Origin of the sequence: Neobacillus mesonae (genome assembly GCF_023715155.1) — a bacterium.
Taxonomy (GTDB): domain Bacteria; phylum Bacillota; class Bacilli; order Bacillales; family Cytobacillaceae; genus Neobacillus; species Neobacillus mesonae_A.
Genome location: NZ_JAMBNQ010000046.1, coordinates 1 through 16082, shown reverse-complemented (window position 1 = coordinate 16082; position 16082 = coordinate 1). Strand labels below are relative to the sequence as shown.

At 41.6% G+C, this 16082-nt stretch carries 15 protein-coding genes; 14 read left to right on the top strand and 1 reads right to left on the bottom strand.

What is annotated here, in order from left to right; translation table 11 throughout:
- Window positions 1-123: 123 nt before the first annotated feature.
- From M3183_RS23550 to M3183_RS23535, 4 genes are read left to right on the top strand one after another with little or no spacing between them, the layout of a single operon-like run.
- Window positions 124-513, top strand: coding sequence for a GntR family transcriptional regulator (locus tag M3183_RS23550; RefSeq protein ID WP_251473608.1), 390 nt, complete (start codon window positions 124-126; stop codon window positions 511-513).
- On the top strand, window positions 506-1405 hold the full coding sequence (locus M3183_RS23545) for an ABC transporter ATP-binding protein (RefSeq protein ID WP_251473606.1): 900 nt from the start codon (window positions 506-508) through the stop codon (window positions 1403-1405). The genes M3183_RS23550 and M3183_RS23545 overlap by 8 nt, the downstream gene beginning before the upstream one ends.
- Window positions 1380-3347, top strand: a complete 1968-nt coding sequence (locus tag M3183_RS23540; RefSeq protein WP_251473605.1) for a DUF6449 domain-containing protein — start codon at window positions 1380-1382, stop codon at window positions 3345-3347. The genes M3183_RS23545 and M3183_RS23540 overlap by 26 nt, the downstream gene beginning before the upstream one ends.
- Window positions 3325-3888 (top strand): RNA polymerase sigma factor, encoded by a 564-nt coding sequence (locus M3183_RS23535; RefSeq protein ID WP_251473602.1) that lies wholly within the window; start codon window positions 3325-3327, stop codon window positions 3886-3888. The genes M3183_RS23540 and M3183_RS23535 overlap by 23 nt, the downstream gene beginning before the upstream one ends.
- A 124-nt stretch (window positions 3889-4012) precedes the next feature.
- Here the strand turns inward: M3183_RS23535 and M3183_RS23530 are convergent, their stop codons facing one another.
- A complete protein-coding gene (locus tag M3183_RS23530; RefSeq protein ID WP_251473600.1) occupies window positions 4013-4609 on the bottom strand; it encodes a DedA family protein in 597 nt (198 codons plus the stop codon).
- A 300-nt stretch (window positions 4610-4909) separates the two neighbouring features.
- Between M3183_RS23530 and M3183_RS23525 the strand changes: the two genes are divergently transcribed.
- The 10 genes from M3183_RS23525 to M3183_RS23480 all read left to right on the top strand — a co-directional run bounded on the left by M3183_RS23525 (window position 4910) and on the right by M3183_RS23480 (window position 15913).
- Window positions 4910-5905: an efflux RND transporter periplasmic adaptor subunit gene (locus tag M3183_RS23525; RefSeq protein ID WP_251473598.1), complete on the top strand. Its 996-nt coding sequence runs from the start codon at window positions 4910-4912 to the stop codon at window positions 5903-5905.
- Entirely contained in the window at window positions 5905-6615 is a 711-nt protein-coding gene (locus M3183_RS23520; protein WP_285880941.1) for an ABC transporter ATP-binding protein, read from the top strand. Before M3183_RS23525 ends, M3183_RS23520 begins: the two co-directional genes overlap by 1 nt.
- A complete protein-coding gene (locus M3183_RS23515) occupies window positions 6593-7762 on the top strand; it encodes an ABC transporter permease (RefSeq protein WP_251473594.1) in 1170 nt (389 codons plus the stop codon). The genes M3183_RS23520 and M3183_RS23515 overlap by 23 nt, the downstream gene beginning before the upstream one ends.
- A 666-nt stretch (window positions 7763-8428) precedes the next feature.
- Entirely contained in the window at window positions 8429-9100 is a 672-nt protein-coding gene (locus M3183_RS23510; RefSeq protein WP_251473592.1) for a response regulator transcription factor, read from the top strand.
- A gap of 10 nt (window positions 9101-9110) precedes the next feature.
- The gene (locus M3183_RS23505) at window positions 9111-10361 is read left to right on the top strand and encodes a sensor histidine kinase (RefSeq protein ID WP_251473590.1); all 1251 of its coding nucleotides are present in this window, start codon (window positions 9111-9113) and stop codon (window positions 10359-10361) included.
- A gap of 62 nt (window positions 10362-10423) precedes the next feature.
- A complete protein-coding gene (locus tag M3183_RS23500) occupies window positions 10424-11239 on the top strand; it encodes a VOC family protein (protein ID WP_251473565.1) in 816 nt (271 codons plus the stop codon).
- 75 nt (window positions 11240-11314) lie between these two features.
- Window positions 11315-12412: an amidohydrolase gene (locus M3183_RS23495; RefSeq protein WP_251473561.1), complete on the top strand. Its 1098-nt coding sequence runs from the start codon at window positions 11315-11317 to the stop codon at window positions 12410-12412.
- Window positions 12413-12736: 324 nt separating this feature from the next.
- Window positions 12737-13846, top strand: coding sequence for a mandelate racemase/muconate lactonizing enzyme family protein (locus M3183_RS23490; RefSeq protein WP_251473559.1), 1110 nt, complete (start codon window positions 12737-12739; stop codon window positions 13844-13846).
- Window positions 13847-13859: 13 nt separating this feature from the next.
- Window positions 13860-14570 carry a GNAT family N-acetyltransferase gene (locus M3183_RS23485; RefSeq protein WP_251473557.1) on the top strand — a complete coding sequence of 237 codons (711 nt, stop codon included), beginning with the start codon at window positions 13860-13862 and terminating at the stop codon, window positions 14568-14570.
- 98 nt (window positions 14571-14668) lie between these two features.
- Window positions 14669-15913 carry a Zn-dependent hydrolase gene (locus M3183_RS23480; protein ID WP_396953757.1) on the top strand — a complete coding sequence of 415 codons (1245 nt, stop codon included), beginning with the start codon at window positions 14669-14671 and terminating at the stop codon, window positions 15911-15913.
- The last annotated feature ends 169 nt before the right edge of the window (window positions 15914-16082 follow it).

Sequence of the window (16082 nt, the reverse complement as noted above, 5' to 3'; positions counted from 1 at the left end):
AGGCATCGTCCATATGTGACGATGCCTATTTTTATAAATAAGTCTTTCTTTTTGGAAAAGACTAGGATATAATAACACTGTATTACAAATAATAGTACACTTAATACAGATTGGGGGTCCGTTATGTTTGAGCTGGACATGAGGAGCCGTAAGCCGATTTATGAACAATTAGTTGAAAAAATGAAGGAGCTAATCATGAGCGAGATGCTAAGGCCTGATGAACAGGTGCCATCTGTACGGTCATTAGCGACCGAGTTGACCATCAATCCAAATACAATTCAAAAAGCTTACCGCGAATTGGAAAATCAGGGGTTCATTTATTCCATCAAAGGAAAAGGGAGCTTTGTTAATCCAAACCACAAAATCAAAGATACAGAAAAGATAAAGACGGTAAAAGAGGAGCTTGAAAAGCTGATCCTGGAGGCACTTTATCTAGGAATACCAGCGGATGAGCTGATTCGTTTAATCCATGAGTTAGATGGTGCAAAAGGGGGAGGGGAAAAGAATGATTGAAATGAAACATATAAGCAAGCGGTTTGATCGGTATAAGGCATTGGAAAATGTCAACCTATCCATTCAAAAGGGCTCCATATACGGACTCATCGGCTCAAACGGGGCTGGAAAAACCACTTTGATTAAGCTGCTTGCAGGCATATACCAGCAGGATCAGGGGGAAGTCATCATTGAAGGTGCTCCAGTCTATGAAAATATCAGCCTGAAACAAAAAGTGTTTTATATTCCGGACCAGCCATACGTTTTCTCTCACTATACAACAAAGCAAATGGCCCGATTTTATCAGCATTGTTACCCAAACTGGGATGAGGAACGCTTTGAAAAACTGGCCCAGCTGTTTGAAGTGAATTTGCAGAAAAAAATCGACACCTTTTCAAAAGGATGGCAGCGGCAGATTGCTTTTATTCTGGCACTGTCAGCAAATCCGGAATTTCTGATATTGGATGAGCCTCTGGACGGCCTGGACCCGGTAGTAAGAAAAAAAGTCAAGAACCTGCTCATTCATGACGTTGCAGAAAGAGAAATGACTATTCTCATTTCTTCACATAATCTTCGTGAAGTAGAGGATATTTGCGACCATATCGGCATTATCCATAAGGGGCAGCTCGTGATGGAAAAAGAACTGGATGAACTAAAGGCAGACATTCACAAGGTGCAGGTTGCCTACCGTGATGGTGTGCCAAAGCAATTATTGAAAAAATTAAACCCGCTCCATACCGAAAAACGAGGCAGTGTCAGTCTGTTCATTATCAGGGGAGACGAGGATACAATCGCTAAACAAATTCGCGAGACAAATCCTGTTATTTTTGATCTGCTCCCGCTTACGCTTGAAGAAATTTTTATTTACGAAATGGGGGATATCGGCTATGCCATCCAAAATATCGTGGTTTAATAAAGAAATCATCATGCAAATCGCGAGAAGTACCGGCTGGATTTCCATTGTTTATTTTCTAGGCCTGCTGTTTATCCTCCCGATTCAACTATTATTGATGTACTCGGAGGATCGTCTTCCTTATTATCAAGAAGATCACTTTACCCTCTTTCGAATTAATTTTGAACTGCAGATTGGCCTGCTTGTCATAGTACCCGTGATACTGGCAGTCTTTTTATTCCGCTTTCTTCATGTGAAGCAGGCATCAGATCTTATACACAGTCTGCCATTAAAAAGGGAGAAGATTTTTCATCATTATGCGCTGACAGGACTGGTTTTCTTAGTCATTCCGATTGCAGCCATAACCTTGATTGTTTTAGCTTTACGGGCTGGTTTAGATTTAAACAGTTTGTTTAGTATAAAAGATGTTTTTTACTGGGCGGGTGCGACCACGGTAATCGTATTTCTGCTATATACAGCAAGCATCATGATTGCTATGCTGACTGGGATTTCAGCTGTACATGCGGTTTTAGCGTATATATTTTTATTTTTCCCTGTTGGCTTTGTGCTTTTGCTGTTTTATAACTTAAAAATATTGCTATACGGCTTTCCAAGTGACTTTTTCTTAAATCAGCAGCTGGAAAGAATGTCACCTATCACTTATGCAACCGTGCTGAACAGAAGGGATTTTGAATGGGGCGACACAGCACTCTATCTTATTCTAGCTTTTGTATTCTACGGGCTTGCACTTTTCTTTTATAAAAAAAGGAAGGTGGAACAGGCTTCGGAGGCTATTGCATTTCCAAAACTGCGTTCGATTTTTAAATATGGCGTAACATTTTGTGTGATGCTTTTGGGTGGAACTTACTTTTCGGGCGTTTCCAATAACAGCCTCTCCTGGGTCATTTTTGGTTATGCAGCAGGAGCGATATTTGGCTATTTTATTGCAGAAATGGTACTGCAGAAAACATGGCGGGTTTTTGGAAAGGTAAAAGGCTTAGCTATCTATGCGGCAGTAGTTGCCGTTCTGGTCCTTGGTGTAAAAATGCTTGGAATCTATGAAAATCATGTCCCGGATTTAGCGGATATTGAAAGTGTCCAGGTAACCAATCAGCCCTATATGTATGTGTATAGTTCCGATACAGGTGAAGATTACTATCGATTAAAATCATTGAAGGAAGAGCCAAATATCGCTGCGGTCCGCAAAATGCACAGGCAGATCCTGCTGGACCGGAAACTGAACCAGCGGAAAAATGCTGAGTCGACCACTTACTTTGTTCATTATGAATTGAAAAATGGCAGGTCAGTGACCCGTGAATATGAGGTAAATCGCAGGCTGTACGATGATCTTTTTAAACCAATCTATGAATCAAAGGAATACAAGCTTGCTGTAAATCCTATTTTTAAATTGAAAGACAACAGGATGAAGACCATTACCTTCAGAGCAAATGGACCGATGAATAAAGATATTACTTTATCAAATCCGGCTGAAATAAAAGAAGTCATGGAAGCCCTGCGGAAAGATGTGTTAACTGAATCGTATAAAGATAGTCTTTATTTCCGGGATCGCGGCTCGATTTTGGAAATCAATATAGATGATAACCAATTTGTTCAGCCTATTGAAATCAAACCGACCTATCAAAATATAAAAAAATGGCTGGAGGAGAAGGACTTAAGGGAAAGAGTGACAGTAACCGGTGATGATCTTTCACATGTATTGGTTGTGAAAACGGATGCCGTAAATCAAGATGGATCAGAAATACCGCTTAAGGAACTTGAAGGTAAAGAGAATTCTCTGGATATTAAAGATAAGCGGCAAATGGAGCAGCTCCTTAACCAGGCATCCGCGAGTTCAAGCAAAGAGTATAAGGTGATTTTTTATTATAAATTCGCTAATTATAACGAAATCCTGTCATTCGATGAGGAGCATGCACCGGATTTTGTTAAGAGCCATTTTAAATAGAAGGGATTTACTAGGGGGTGACGACCTGGGTACAATAGATTTCAACCAGTTATATGAAGTGTATTCCAAGCAGATGCTTTATATTGCTTATAAATATACGAAGGACTTCTTCCACGCGGAAGATGTCGTTCAGGAGGCATTTTTAAAAGCCTATAAAAAGATGGATTCCATCGGTGATACGAAAAAGATTGGAGCCTGGCTTTCGGCAATAACAGCCAGAACAGCGATTGACTTTTTAAGAATGGAAAAACGAAAAGGCTGTATTCCAATAGATGATACGATATTAGAACCAATGGCCGGAACTGCGGAAAATACGGAGGACATCGAGGAAGAAGTCTTCCTCCGCCTGTTCCAAGAGGAAGTGGGCCGGACGATGGAAACATTATCTGCTCAATCACAGGAAGTACTTAAGCTCAAAATCCAGCATGGGTTAAAAGAAAATGAAATTGCATGTATTCTCAATCTAAAATCCGGTACTGTTAAAACAAGACTGTACCGCGCACGAAAACAGTTAAAACGGTGTCTGACACCAACGGGTTAATCAAACGGAGGTTCTCTCTTGGTAGCATTAATGAGTGTCAGGCAGCTCTCGCGGACAGTGTGACGATGCATAATTCATAAATAAGAGAAGGTCCCTCCATTATGTAAAATGGAAGGGACCTTTCTTATTTTTCAAACACTCTTGTTTTTCGCCACAATGTATAATAAGCAAGGAAGCCAATAATAAGCAGTAAAATGATATAAACACTATATCTTGAAAAATAACCGCCTACATGCATCCAATTTTCCCCGAGTGCTTTTCCAAGTGTAATAAAGGTAAAACACCAAATAAATGCTCCTATGTATGCAAACAAAGCAAATTTTTGATATTTATAACCATTGATGCCTGAAAGATAGGCTACGATGTGCCGAACCCCCGGTATAAAATATCCGATTAATAAGAGGATGGGGCCAAATTTCATAAATAATTTCCTTGTTCGTTCCACTCGTTGTTCTGTCATGTGAAATTTAGGGCCGAACTTTTTTAAAAAAGGCAAGCCTAATTTCATTCCCAATATGTAACTCAATGTAATTCCGCCAAATGCTCCAAAAAATGCACTGAGGAGGGCAGGGAGATAAAGCATTTTCCCTTGGTAAACATTGTATCCAACATATGTTAAAAGAACTTCATCAGGTATCGGAAGACCGATAATACCGCCAATTAACGCCAATATAATTCCAAAGTATCCATAGTGCTCAATTAAACTACCCAAATGCTGCATAACCTACACATCCTAAATCATTGCTGTAAAAAACCCTACAGATTAGCCTATACATAATCACAAAAATCATGTAAATGGCGGTGCCTGACACATATGGTACCTAAGCCCTATTGCTGACCTGATGGGTTAATTATACAAACCTTTTGACAATTCAACAAGGTGGTCCATATTCTAATCTTCATTTCATGCGGGAAATAGATGTTAAGGATAAGTTAAGTTTTCTCCTCGATAATAGGCTCATAAATTGATTGCCTATGGCGCAGGTCTGTGCTATTCCATAGGATAAAGGGAGACGAACAGATGAAAAAGTGGATATGGATTGCAGCAGGTATTATCATTGTAGGTTTTATTGGATTTCAATGGTTTAACACTAAAAACAGCAGTGCAGAAGCCATACAGCAGGTTCGAACGGCTGTGGTGCAAAAAGGAAAGCTCGAAGTCAAAGTCAGCGGTTCGGGTACTGTAGAATCTGTGACAAGCGAAGATATTGAATCAGATGAGGATAATAAGGAAATTGATGAAGTATTGGTTTCGGAAGGTGAAAAGGTAAAGGAAGGGGACGAATTAGTCACCTTTATGGATGGCAGCGACCCGATAACGGCGCCTGCTGATGGGACCATTACCACTGTTTCCGTTAAGGATGGGGACAGGGTAACAAAGAATCAGGTTGTGGGACATCTAACAAATTATGAAGATTTACAAACTGTAGTCCCGATAGATGAACTGGACATTCCAAAAGTGAAAAAGAATCAAACAGCTAGTGTAACAGTTAATGCTTATCCTGACCAAACATTTACAGGTAAAGTAACAAAAGTGGCAAATGAAGGCTCTTCAGAAAACGGAACATCTACATTTGACGTAACCATTCATATTAATCAGCCAAAAAGTTTAAAAGTTGGCATGAGTACAGAAGCGAGCATTTTAACAGAGACTAAGGAAAATGCCCTATATGTTCCAGTTGATGCCGTTCATACCAATAATAATGAAAAATATGTCATTGCGGCTGCGGAAAGTACAAGCAATCATAGTGCTGATAAGGATTCAAAAAGTTCTGCCATGGCTCAGCGCAAAATAGTTAAAACAGGTATTGCGAATGAAGAATATGTGGAAATCACGGAGGGAGTAACCGAGGGTGAATCCATTCAATTGCCACAGTTAGCAGCAGGAACTTCTTCTTCCAACCAGCAAAGGAGGATGATGCAAGGCATGGGCGGTATGGGCCAAATGGGCGGCGGAATGTCAAGCGGCGGATTTAAAAGATTTAATAACGGCGGAAGCGGAAGAGGCGGGAATTAATGGACAAACCTATCATTCAAATTAACAATATGTCAAAAACCTATCAACTTGGGGGTGAAACAGTCCATGCGCTGAACAATGTTTCACTTGAAATTAATAAAGGGGAATTCCTAGCCATAATCGGCCCGTCAGGTTCCGGAAAATCGACTTTGATGAATATGCTTGGCTGCCTGGACCACCCTGATCAAGGATCCTATCTGCTGGATGGCAAAGAGATTGGAAAAATGACCGATAACCAATTGGCAGCGATTCGCAATCAAAAGATCGGCTTTATCTTTCAAAATTTCAACCTATTATCCAAGCTTACGGCTTTGGAAAATGTGGAGCTGCCTCTTATTTATGCCGGTGCCTCAGCGGGTGAAAGGCATAAACGGGCAATGGACAGCCTAAATAAAGTAGGATTGAAAGAAAGGGCGGGGCATTTGCCCGCCCAGCTCTCCGGCGGACAGCAGCAAAGGGTTGCGATTGCCAGAGCACTGGCAGGGCAGCCGGCCATTCTTTTAGCAGACGAACCAACTGGAGCACTTGATAGTAAAACCAGCAAAGAAATCCTGAAACTTATGCAGCAATTAAATGAATTAGGGCACACGATTATATTAATCACCCATGATTTGGAGATTGCCAAACAAGCAAAACGAATGGTCAGTATCCAGGATGGCGAGCTCCAGGAGAATGGGGGTGCTCTTCTTGGGGATTTTGCAATCTATTAAAATGGCTTTTAAAAGTATTAGAAGTAACAAGCTAAGATCCGTACTTACCATGCTTGGAATTATCATTGGGGTTTCTTCGGTCATTATCCTTGTTTCCATTGCCCAAGGATCGTCAAAAAATATAACAAGCCAAATCAATCAATTGGGGAAAAATCTTCTAACGGTGAATACGTATAGCACCGACCTTGAATTAACAGATGATACCATCAGTCAATTAGGTAAACTTAGCGGTGTTAAAGCTGTTTCACCTATTGTTTCCGGACGTGTAAATGTAAGAAAGGATAGGACCACCTCACAGGTTAGTGTCATTGGAACCAATGCTTCATATTCAGACGTTCGTGACACAAAGGTCAGCAGGGGGCGTTTCATTACTGACCTTGATATCGAGTACCGGCAAAAGATAGCAGTGCTGGGCTCGGAAACGGCAGAAACCTTTTTCGGAGTAAATAATCCAGTTGGGGAATATATCCAATTGAATGGCAACTCCTATAAAGTTGTCGGTGTGTTGGCTTCAAAAGGAAGTTCTTTAGGGCAAAGCGGGGATAATGTAGTCATTGTTCCATTAAGTACCGGCCAGCTTTTAGCAGGAAGTACATCCATCAGTACTGTCTATTTACAGGGTAAAAGTGAATCACAGATGAATTTTGTCATGAATGAAGTCAAAATGAAATTGGCGGCTCTTTTTCCGGGGAAAAGTAATGATTATGGTGTTACCAATCAACAGGATGTCATGGATACGATGAGTTCCGTTACAAACACGATGACCATGCTGCTTGGCGGCATTGCAAGTATCTCTTTACTTGTTGGCGGCATTGGGATCATGAACATTATGTTGGTCTCTGTATCAGAACGGACCAAAGAAATTGGTATCCGGAAAGCCATTGGAGCCAAGCGTAAAGATATTCTCTTACAATTCCTAATTGAATCAGTTGTTCTAAGTGCGATGGGAGGTATGATTGGCATATTGTTAGGGCTGGGATGTGGAAAAATGGTGTCAACCTTCATGAATATGAGCATCTCTTTCTCAGCACCAGTCATCTTGTACTCCTTCCTATTTTCACTTATTGTCGGTGTTGTATTCGGGGTGTTCCCAGCAAACAAAGCTTCCAAACTAAATCCGATTCAGGCGTTACGGAGTGGTGCTTAATAGTTTTAGAGAGGATGGCCAATATTTACTAAAAGTAAATATTGGGGTGATCGATCATGGGAAAAACTAGTAAAGCCCACCATGAATTGGATTAATTTGTTCAGTTTTATCTTGATGGAATCGATCACAGGCATAATCTTGAATAACCCATGGTTAAGCCGGCCAATCCCAAGGGCAAAAAGGGGATTTTCCTTCTCGGCAAATGAATATGGACATGCAGGGATATGCTAATGATGAAAGCCAAGCGGCGGGAATGAATCAAACTTAGACGAATGGGCAGACCCTAGTATCTGGAAACAGTCAAACTGAGGGACAATATGAAAATAACGGTAACGGTCAGTTTCCTGGTCAAGAGGCTTCATTGAGGCAAGGCGTCCCAGGCAGAGAAGGTTCTGGCTAAGGCTCCCTTATGGGGATAATCAAAGGCCCCCACGAAGGATGAATTGGAACCACTAATAGTAAGCGGCTCATCGACCTTATCGCCATTGCCATGATATTCTTAACAGGGACAGGCATTTATTTATCGATAAAAGTTTTAGGTGCGGATAAAAGAAGAAAAAAGGAAAAGTGGAAGCGGCTTAATTTTAGCCTCTTTCTATATAAAATAATGATGATTAATCTTTATAATATAAGGTACTAGTCATTTTTTGAGGAGCGGTGAGCAACATGCGCTTATTGGTTGTGGAAGATAATCTACCCTTATTAGAATCAATCGTCCAGCTTCTATCGGATGAATTTGAGGTCGATCAGGCATCAAATGGGGAAGATGCTCTATTTTTAGCAAGACAGAATATTCATAATGCCATTGTGTTAGATGTCATGATTCCTGAGATTAATGGATTTGAAGTGTTAAAATTGATCCGCAGCGAAGGGTTGACCATCCCTGTTTTATTCCTGACAGCGAGAGATTCATTAGAAGATCGTGTGAAGGGCCTTGACAGCGGCGGCGATGACTATTTAGTCAAGCCGTTTCAAGCAGCAGAATTAAAAGCGAGAATTCGTGCCCTGCTGCGGCGCAGCGGCAGTTTAACAACTAATCACAGTATTCAATATCGGGGAATTGAGTTGTTTGGGAAAGAGCGGGATATTACTGTAGATGGAAAACCGATGAAGCTGACAGCAAAACAATATGAGCTGTTAGAATATTTGATTCAAAACAAGGGTGCCATCTTAACGAAAGAGCAAATTTATGACCGTGTATGGGGCTTTGATTCCGATACAACCATCGCCATAGTTGAGGTATTTATGCATCATCTCCGTAAGAAGCTCGAACCATATGGTTATCATGCCGATATTAAAACAATACGCGGTGTCGGTTACATGCTGGTAGAAGAATAGGAGCAACATTATGTTCAGACAGACACATATCAGGCTGACTTTATTAAATTCTCTTGTCTTCATTATTCTTATCAGCATTCTTGGAGGCATTATTTATTTTTATACTGAAAATCGGTTATATCAAGATGTTAATCAATCTTTATTTGAATCTGTCGAACATTTTCAGCAGCAGCCTTCAGACCCTGATGACAGCCTTAAGCGGTCGGAGCCGAAATTTATTCGTAGAGATCCAAGGATTATGACCCTTGTGTGGGATGAGAATAAACGACTGTTAACAGAGCAAACCCGTGAGTTCCAGCTTTTTCAAGGTGATGAAAAGAGAATCCGCCCGAAAAAATTGAATTCGTTAGAGGATATAACAGTTGGCCAATTCTCTTATCGATATATCGCTTTTGATGTTCAAACAGATATTGGCAAATTAACGGTACAATTCATTCGTAATGTCAATTCGGAAAAGGAATTGTTAGACAGGCTGCTGCTCATTATGCTGGTCGGCTGCGGTCTCGGCGTGATTTGTGCCATTGCCGTTGGCTATTTTTTAGCAGGACGGGCCTTAGTGCCTATCAAAAATGCCTGGCACAAACAGCAGCAATTTGTTTCTGATGCTTCTCATGAGCTGCGGACTCCGCTTGCTGTTATTCAGGCAAAGACGGAACTGCTTTTTCGCACACCATCGGCAGCCATTCAGGATAGAATACTTGATATTTCATCTATCTCAAATGAATCAAGGCGTCTTTCCAAACTGGTTACGAACTTATTAACGCTGGCAAGATCGGATTCTGATCAGTTAGAAATGAACAAAGAGGTTTTTCGATTAGATGGGATGTTAAAAGAAATTGTCCGAGATTATGAAGAAATTGTCTTATATCAGGAAAAGATACTGCAGCTGCAGGCGCCTGAGCCTGTTACTTTTATTGCAGACAAAGAAAGAATTCATCAGCTTGTGATTATTTTATTAGATAATGCCATGAAATACACGAAGGAGGGCGGTGAAATCCAGCTGTCATGCCGCCAAAGCCATTCTTCTATTCTTCTGTCGGTAAAAGACAACGGCATTGGTATTCCAGAACAGGATATTCCAAGAATCTTTGATCGCTTTTTTCAAAGTGACAAGGCACGGACCTCTGCAGAAGGTACCGGTCTTGGCTTATCCATTGCCAAATGGATTATTGAAAAACATCATGGGAAAACGAGGGTAGAAAGCAGTTTGGGTAAAGGAACAACAATTGAAATCACTTTTCCAAGAGTCCAAAAAACATAATTTGGACTTTTTTTATATTATAATTGTAGTAATGATTGTTGTTGCATGAAAGGAGTGTCATTATGGATTTTGAGTTTGATCACCTTGTGTTTTTTTCAAATAAACCAGAAGATACCATAGGCCCATTAAAACAGAAAGGGATTCATGCTGTGAATGGCGGCCGTCATGAGAACTGGGGGACCTATAACTCCCTTACCTATTTTGGGCTGAGCTACATAGAATTCTTAGGAGTCGAACATCTCTCTATATCAGAGCAGCAGGAAGAAAATCGACTGGTCACGGAAATTGTGGAAAAGTTAATCCATCAGCACCGGGAAGGTCCAGCAAAGCTTGCCATTCGAACCAATCAACTAGATGAGCTGGCAGAAAGGTTTAAAGCGGAAGGCTTTATGGTTTATGGCCCGCTTCCAGGTGAGAGGGTCCGCGGAGATGGAAAGATTATCAAATGGTCGCTCCTATTTCCTGAAAGCAAGACAAGTGAATTGTCATTACCCTTTTTTATACAATGGGAAAAAACAGATGAAGAGAGGCTGGCGGAATTTCAAGAACAAGGTTTGACCGGTTCACACACCACAGGGAATCCAACATTTTTCCATGTCGGTATAGTGGTGCGGGACTTGGAGAAGACCCTTCAAGAATGGAGAAAACTAGTGGATTTGCCGGTCACAGAAGCATTTCTTGATACAGACCTCAATGCCCGCTGCCAAATTCTTAAACTGGCTGGTACTGAGCTATTATTTTGTACACCTCTTGGTGAGGGGATTGCCCAGAAAGTTTTACATGAAAAAGGGGAAACACCTTTTTTAGTGAATTTAAATGGAACGGAACAAGAGCAGCTCTATGAACTGATGGGCGGATTCTGGAGATTCAATAAATAATATGAAACTTCCATATGTGGAGGTCCTACTGGTTGATAAGAGAATAAATTAACATCGAAAAGGAGTGTTTTTCAAGTGGGGGAAAGCTTTGAAGGACAAATTTTAACATGGTTTAACTATTTTCATGCAAACCCTGAGGTGAGCTGGAAAGAGTTTAATACGACCACAACGATTGCGAAGATTTTGGATGGACTTGGAGTACGGTACAGACCTTTTCCAGATGTGACGGGTCTGCTGGCGGAAATTGGTGATGGAGAAGAAGTCATCGCTGTACGGGCAGATATTGATGCATTATGGCAGGAAGTGGATGGTGTCTGGAGGGGGAATCACTCTTGCGGGCATGATGCCAATATTTCGATGGTCCTCGGTGCTTTATTGTATCTAAAAAATAAACCGCTCAGGAAAAAAATCCGGTTTATTTTTCAGCCGGCAGAAGAAAAAGGAAATGGATCGATTGCGATGATTGACCGCGGTGCCTTGGAAAATGTGACACATCTTTTCGGGGTTCACCTTCGTCCAGTAGAGGAACTGCCGTTAGGAAAAGCAGCCCCTTCCATTCATCACGGGGCAGGCATCTTCCTTGATGGAAAAATAATCGGAACGGACGCCCACGGTGCAAGACCACATCAAGGGAAAAACGCCATCGATGTGATAGCAGCCATTCATCAATTTATTAAGTCTATTTACTTATCGCCATTTGAAGCCTATTCTGCAAAACTGACAAAAATTATGGCCGGCGGTGATAGTTTAAACATCATTCCGGGAACAGCTGAATTTGCCTTGGATGTCCGGGCACAAAAAAATGATGTTTTACATCAGCTGCAATCTAGGATTGAAGAAGGACTCGCCGGAATAAAGGCGCTTTATGACATTGAGATGCAATGGAATTGGGTTGATTATACACCAGGGGCAGAGGTTTCGGCGGAAGCAGAAAAGATTGCAGCTAACGCAATTCGTTCCGTCTGTGGTGAAGAGGTGCTTGCCCCGCCTGTTATCACTTCTGGAAGCGATGATTTTCATTTTTATACGGTTAAAAAACCAGAGCTTAAAGCAGCAATGATTGGTATAGGAGCAGACCTTAAACCAGGACTGCACCATCCTAAAATGACATTCGACCGTTCTGTTCTTGATTTAGGGGCACGCATTCTAGCGGAAACATTGAAAAACGCTTAAGATTCAGCAGCCTATTGCAAGAAAATAGATGGCATCCGCAAAAAAAGGTGTTTATGTGCAAGATAGATGGTATCCGTAAATGAAGATGCGTTATGTGCAAGAAAATAGATGGCATCTGAAAATAAAGGTAGTATGCGCAAGTAATGTGATGCTAACCGCAAGTAAGGATGCGTATTACGCAAGTAACTGAGGGATATAGGCAAGATAACGGCTGTAATTGTCAAAAATAAAGGAAAGTCCGCTGGGGCAGCGAACTTTCCTTTTTCTATCTATTGAAAACCGTTCAGGGCAATCTTAAAAAATATTAAGAAAGGAAGATTTATGATGAAGATTACAGAAATTCAACTTTATGCCATTCGTTTGCCGCTGTTTCAACCATTTGTCATCAGCTATCATACATACGCGGATATGCCGTCCATTATCGTAAAAATAACTACAGATGAGGGGATTATCGGCTATGGTGAAGCTGTGCCGGATGAACACGTAACAGGAGAAACATGGGAAGGGGTATTCCATATCATCAAAAGTACCCTGGGTCCTGTTTTAATAGGAAAGAATCCGCTGGAAATTGAAAAAATCCATGAATTGATGAACAAAACGATTTATTTTGCACCCGCAGCAAAGGCGGCGATAGATATTGCCTGCTATGATATTCTAGGAAACAAACTGAAGCAGCCAGTTTATCAGCTGATTGGCGGACGATACCATGATGATTTTCCGATTACCCATGTGTTAAGTATTGCTGCACCTGAAAAAATGGCAAAGGAAGCCTCATTAATGGTGGAAAAGGGGTATCGTTCTTTTAAAATGAAGGTGGGAACGAATGTTAAGGATGACGTTGAACGGATCAAAGCGGTCCGTGCTGAAATCGGACCAGATATTGCAATCCGGGTTGACGTTAACCAAGGCTGGCAAACGAGCGGGGCAACACTAACGGCATTAAAACAATTAGAAGAGTATCAAATTGATTGGATCGAACAGCCTGTAGCCGCCGATGATATTGATGCGATGGCTGAGGTGAAATTGAAAACAACGATTCCCTTGATGATTGATGAGGGATTAAAAGGCACAAGGGAAATGAGGGAAATTATTCAAAAAAGAGCGGCCGATAAAGTTAATATTAAATTAATGAAATGCGGTGGTATTTATCCTGCAGTAAAGTTAGCCCATCAGGCGGAGCTGGCAGGTATCGAGTGCCAGATTGGATCTATGGTCGAATCATCCATTGGTTCAGCAGCAGGTTACCATGTTGCTTTTTCAAAAAAAGTCATTACAAGTGTAGAATTGACCGGCCCGTTGAAGTTCTCAAAAGATGTCGGGGACTTAGCATATGATGTACCATTTATTCGCTTAACTGATAAACCGGGGTTAGGAGTAAAGGTAAATGAGGATATGTTAAACGAGCTAACTGTATTTCATGAGATTGTTCAATAAAGGCGGGGGAACAGTGAATCCAATTTTTAAAAGCGTTCTTGAAAAGAATGGAGAATGGCCATACATCGTTAGAAGACTATCAATAGAAGATTTGCAGCTAATTTTAAGTGTCCAGGATCGGGTTGCAGCAAGTATGGAGAAAGAAGGAATTCTCCAGCCCCTGTCGCCAAAAGAGTACCAATATATTTTAGAAGGAAACGGTATGATGATTGGTGCATTCGTCGAGGAAGAACTGATTGCCTTTCGGGCACTGCTCATACCGTCACTCAATGATCCGGAACATCTTGGGCTAGATATTGGTTTACAAGCGGCAGAGCTCTCGTCAGTTATTTATCAAGAGATTTCAAATGTCCTGCCAGAATATCGCGGGAACAGGCTGCAGAAAACACTTGCTAAGCTGATTATGGAGGAACTGGGAAAGGAAGCACATCATTTTCATTTTGTCTGCTGTACGGTTGCCCCATTTAATATTCCAAGTTTGAAGGATAAATTTTCTCAAGGGATGCAGATTGCAGCACTAAAACAAAAATACGGAGGGCAGCTCCGCTATACGTTTGTAAAGGATTTAAAAGAGCCGGTACCGCAAATCTGTAAGGAAACTATTTTGATTGACATGGGCGATACTGTCCGCCAGCAGGAATTGCTTGCAGAAGGTTTTCGAGGAATCCGGATGCTGCGTCAAAGCAATGATGACGTAGTGGTGGAATATGGCAGATTGTTTTGAGTTGAGGTCTGATACCTTGAATGGGTGTCAGACCTTTTCGAGAATGCAGGAATTTACCCTGCCATTATCGTATATAAAATTGATGGATTTTTTTATCAATGGAGGGAGTAGTATTGAACGATCTGCAGCAACGTATGGAAACACATATTGGGAGATTAAGTGAATTTACAGCAACGCCGGGAAATGGCACAACAAGGCTGACCTACAGCAAGGAGGATTTACAGGCCCGGCTATATATAAAGGAAAAAATGCAGGAATATGGTCTTCAGGTAAGAGAAGATGGAATCGGCAATATTTTTGGCAGGCTGGAGGGGACATTAACAGGCGCACCAAGTGTATTAATTGGATCCCATTTCGATTCTGTTCCCAATGGCGGGTCGTATGATGGGCCTGCCGGTGTCGTAGCAGGTCTTGAGGTGGCAGCACTTTTTAAAGAAAATAATCTGACACCGAAGTACCCATTAGAGGTGATTGCCTTAGTCGAAGAAGAAGGAGCACGTTTTGAAGGCGGCTTAATGGGATCAAGAGGAATAACCGGGGTGTTAAATGAGGAAGATTTTAAAAATTTAACAGATAAAGATGGAATTAAGACCATAGAAGCAATGGCTGAAATTGGACTGGATTCTTCTCTTCCAAAAAAGAGAGACCCGAAGACGATGAAGGCCTACCTGGAGTTACATATTGAACAGGGCCCAATTCTTGAGGGGAAAGGAATCCCAATTGGATTGGTGAAGGCAATTGTCGGGTTAGTGCAATTGGAGGTAACAGTGGAAGGCAAAGCAGGACATGCAGGAACTATGCCGATGGAGCACCGTTCTGATGCGCTGGTCGCTGCGGCTAAAATGATTGCCCGGCTGCCAGAGCTTGCTTTAAATGAGGGAGAGGGATCTGTTATCACAACAGGCCGTCTGAATGTTTTTCCTAACGGATCTAATGTGATTCCCAATAAGGTTGTTTTTACAGTGGATCTCCGATCTGGTAAGGAAGAGCATATTCTAAGTATGATAGAAAACGTGAAAGAATTGGTAGATTCCTACAATGACAGCGGGATAAAAACTTCTGTGGCACATCAATTATATATGGCGCCTAAAGCGATGGATTCAGACATTATTTCCTTGTTGAAGGAAAAATGCAGTGAATTAGATGTTCCTTACTGCTCCCTTAATAGCGGGGCAGGCCATGATGCCATGGTGTTTTCAGACGTCACAGCTGCCGCTATGCTCTTTATCCCAAGCAGAGATGGCGTAAGTCATTGTCCGGAAGAATGGTCCGATTCAAAGGATATCGCAACGGCTGTGCAGATTCTATTTGAAGCAGCGAAGGCATTAACTGAAGCGGAATAATGAATGCCATGAGTAAAGGGATGAAACTAATTAGGGTTTCATCTCTTGTGCGCTTGGCAGCGCTTCGCTCTAGAGGGTGCAAGTCCCTAACATGCCGTTGTGGCGGAAATGTATAGCTGACAGGTAGTGCGAGTATCGTGAGATTTCGTGCGGAGGACTTGAAGGCAAA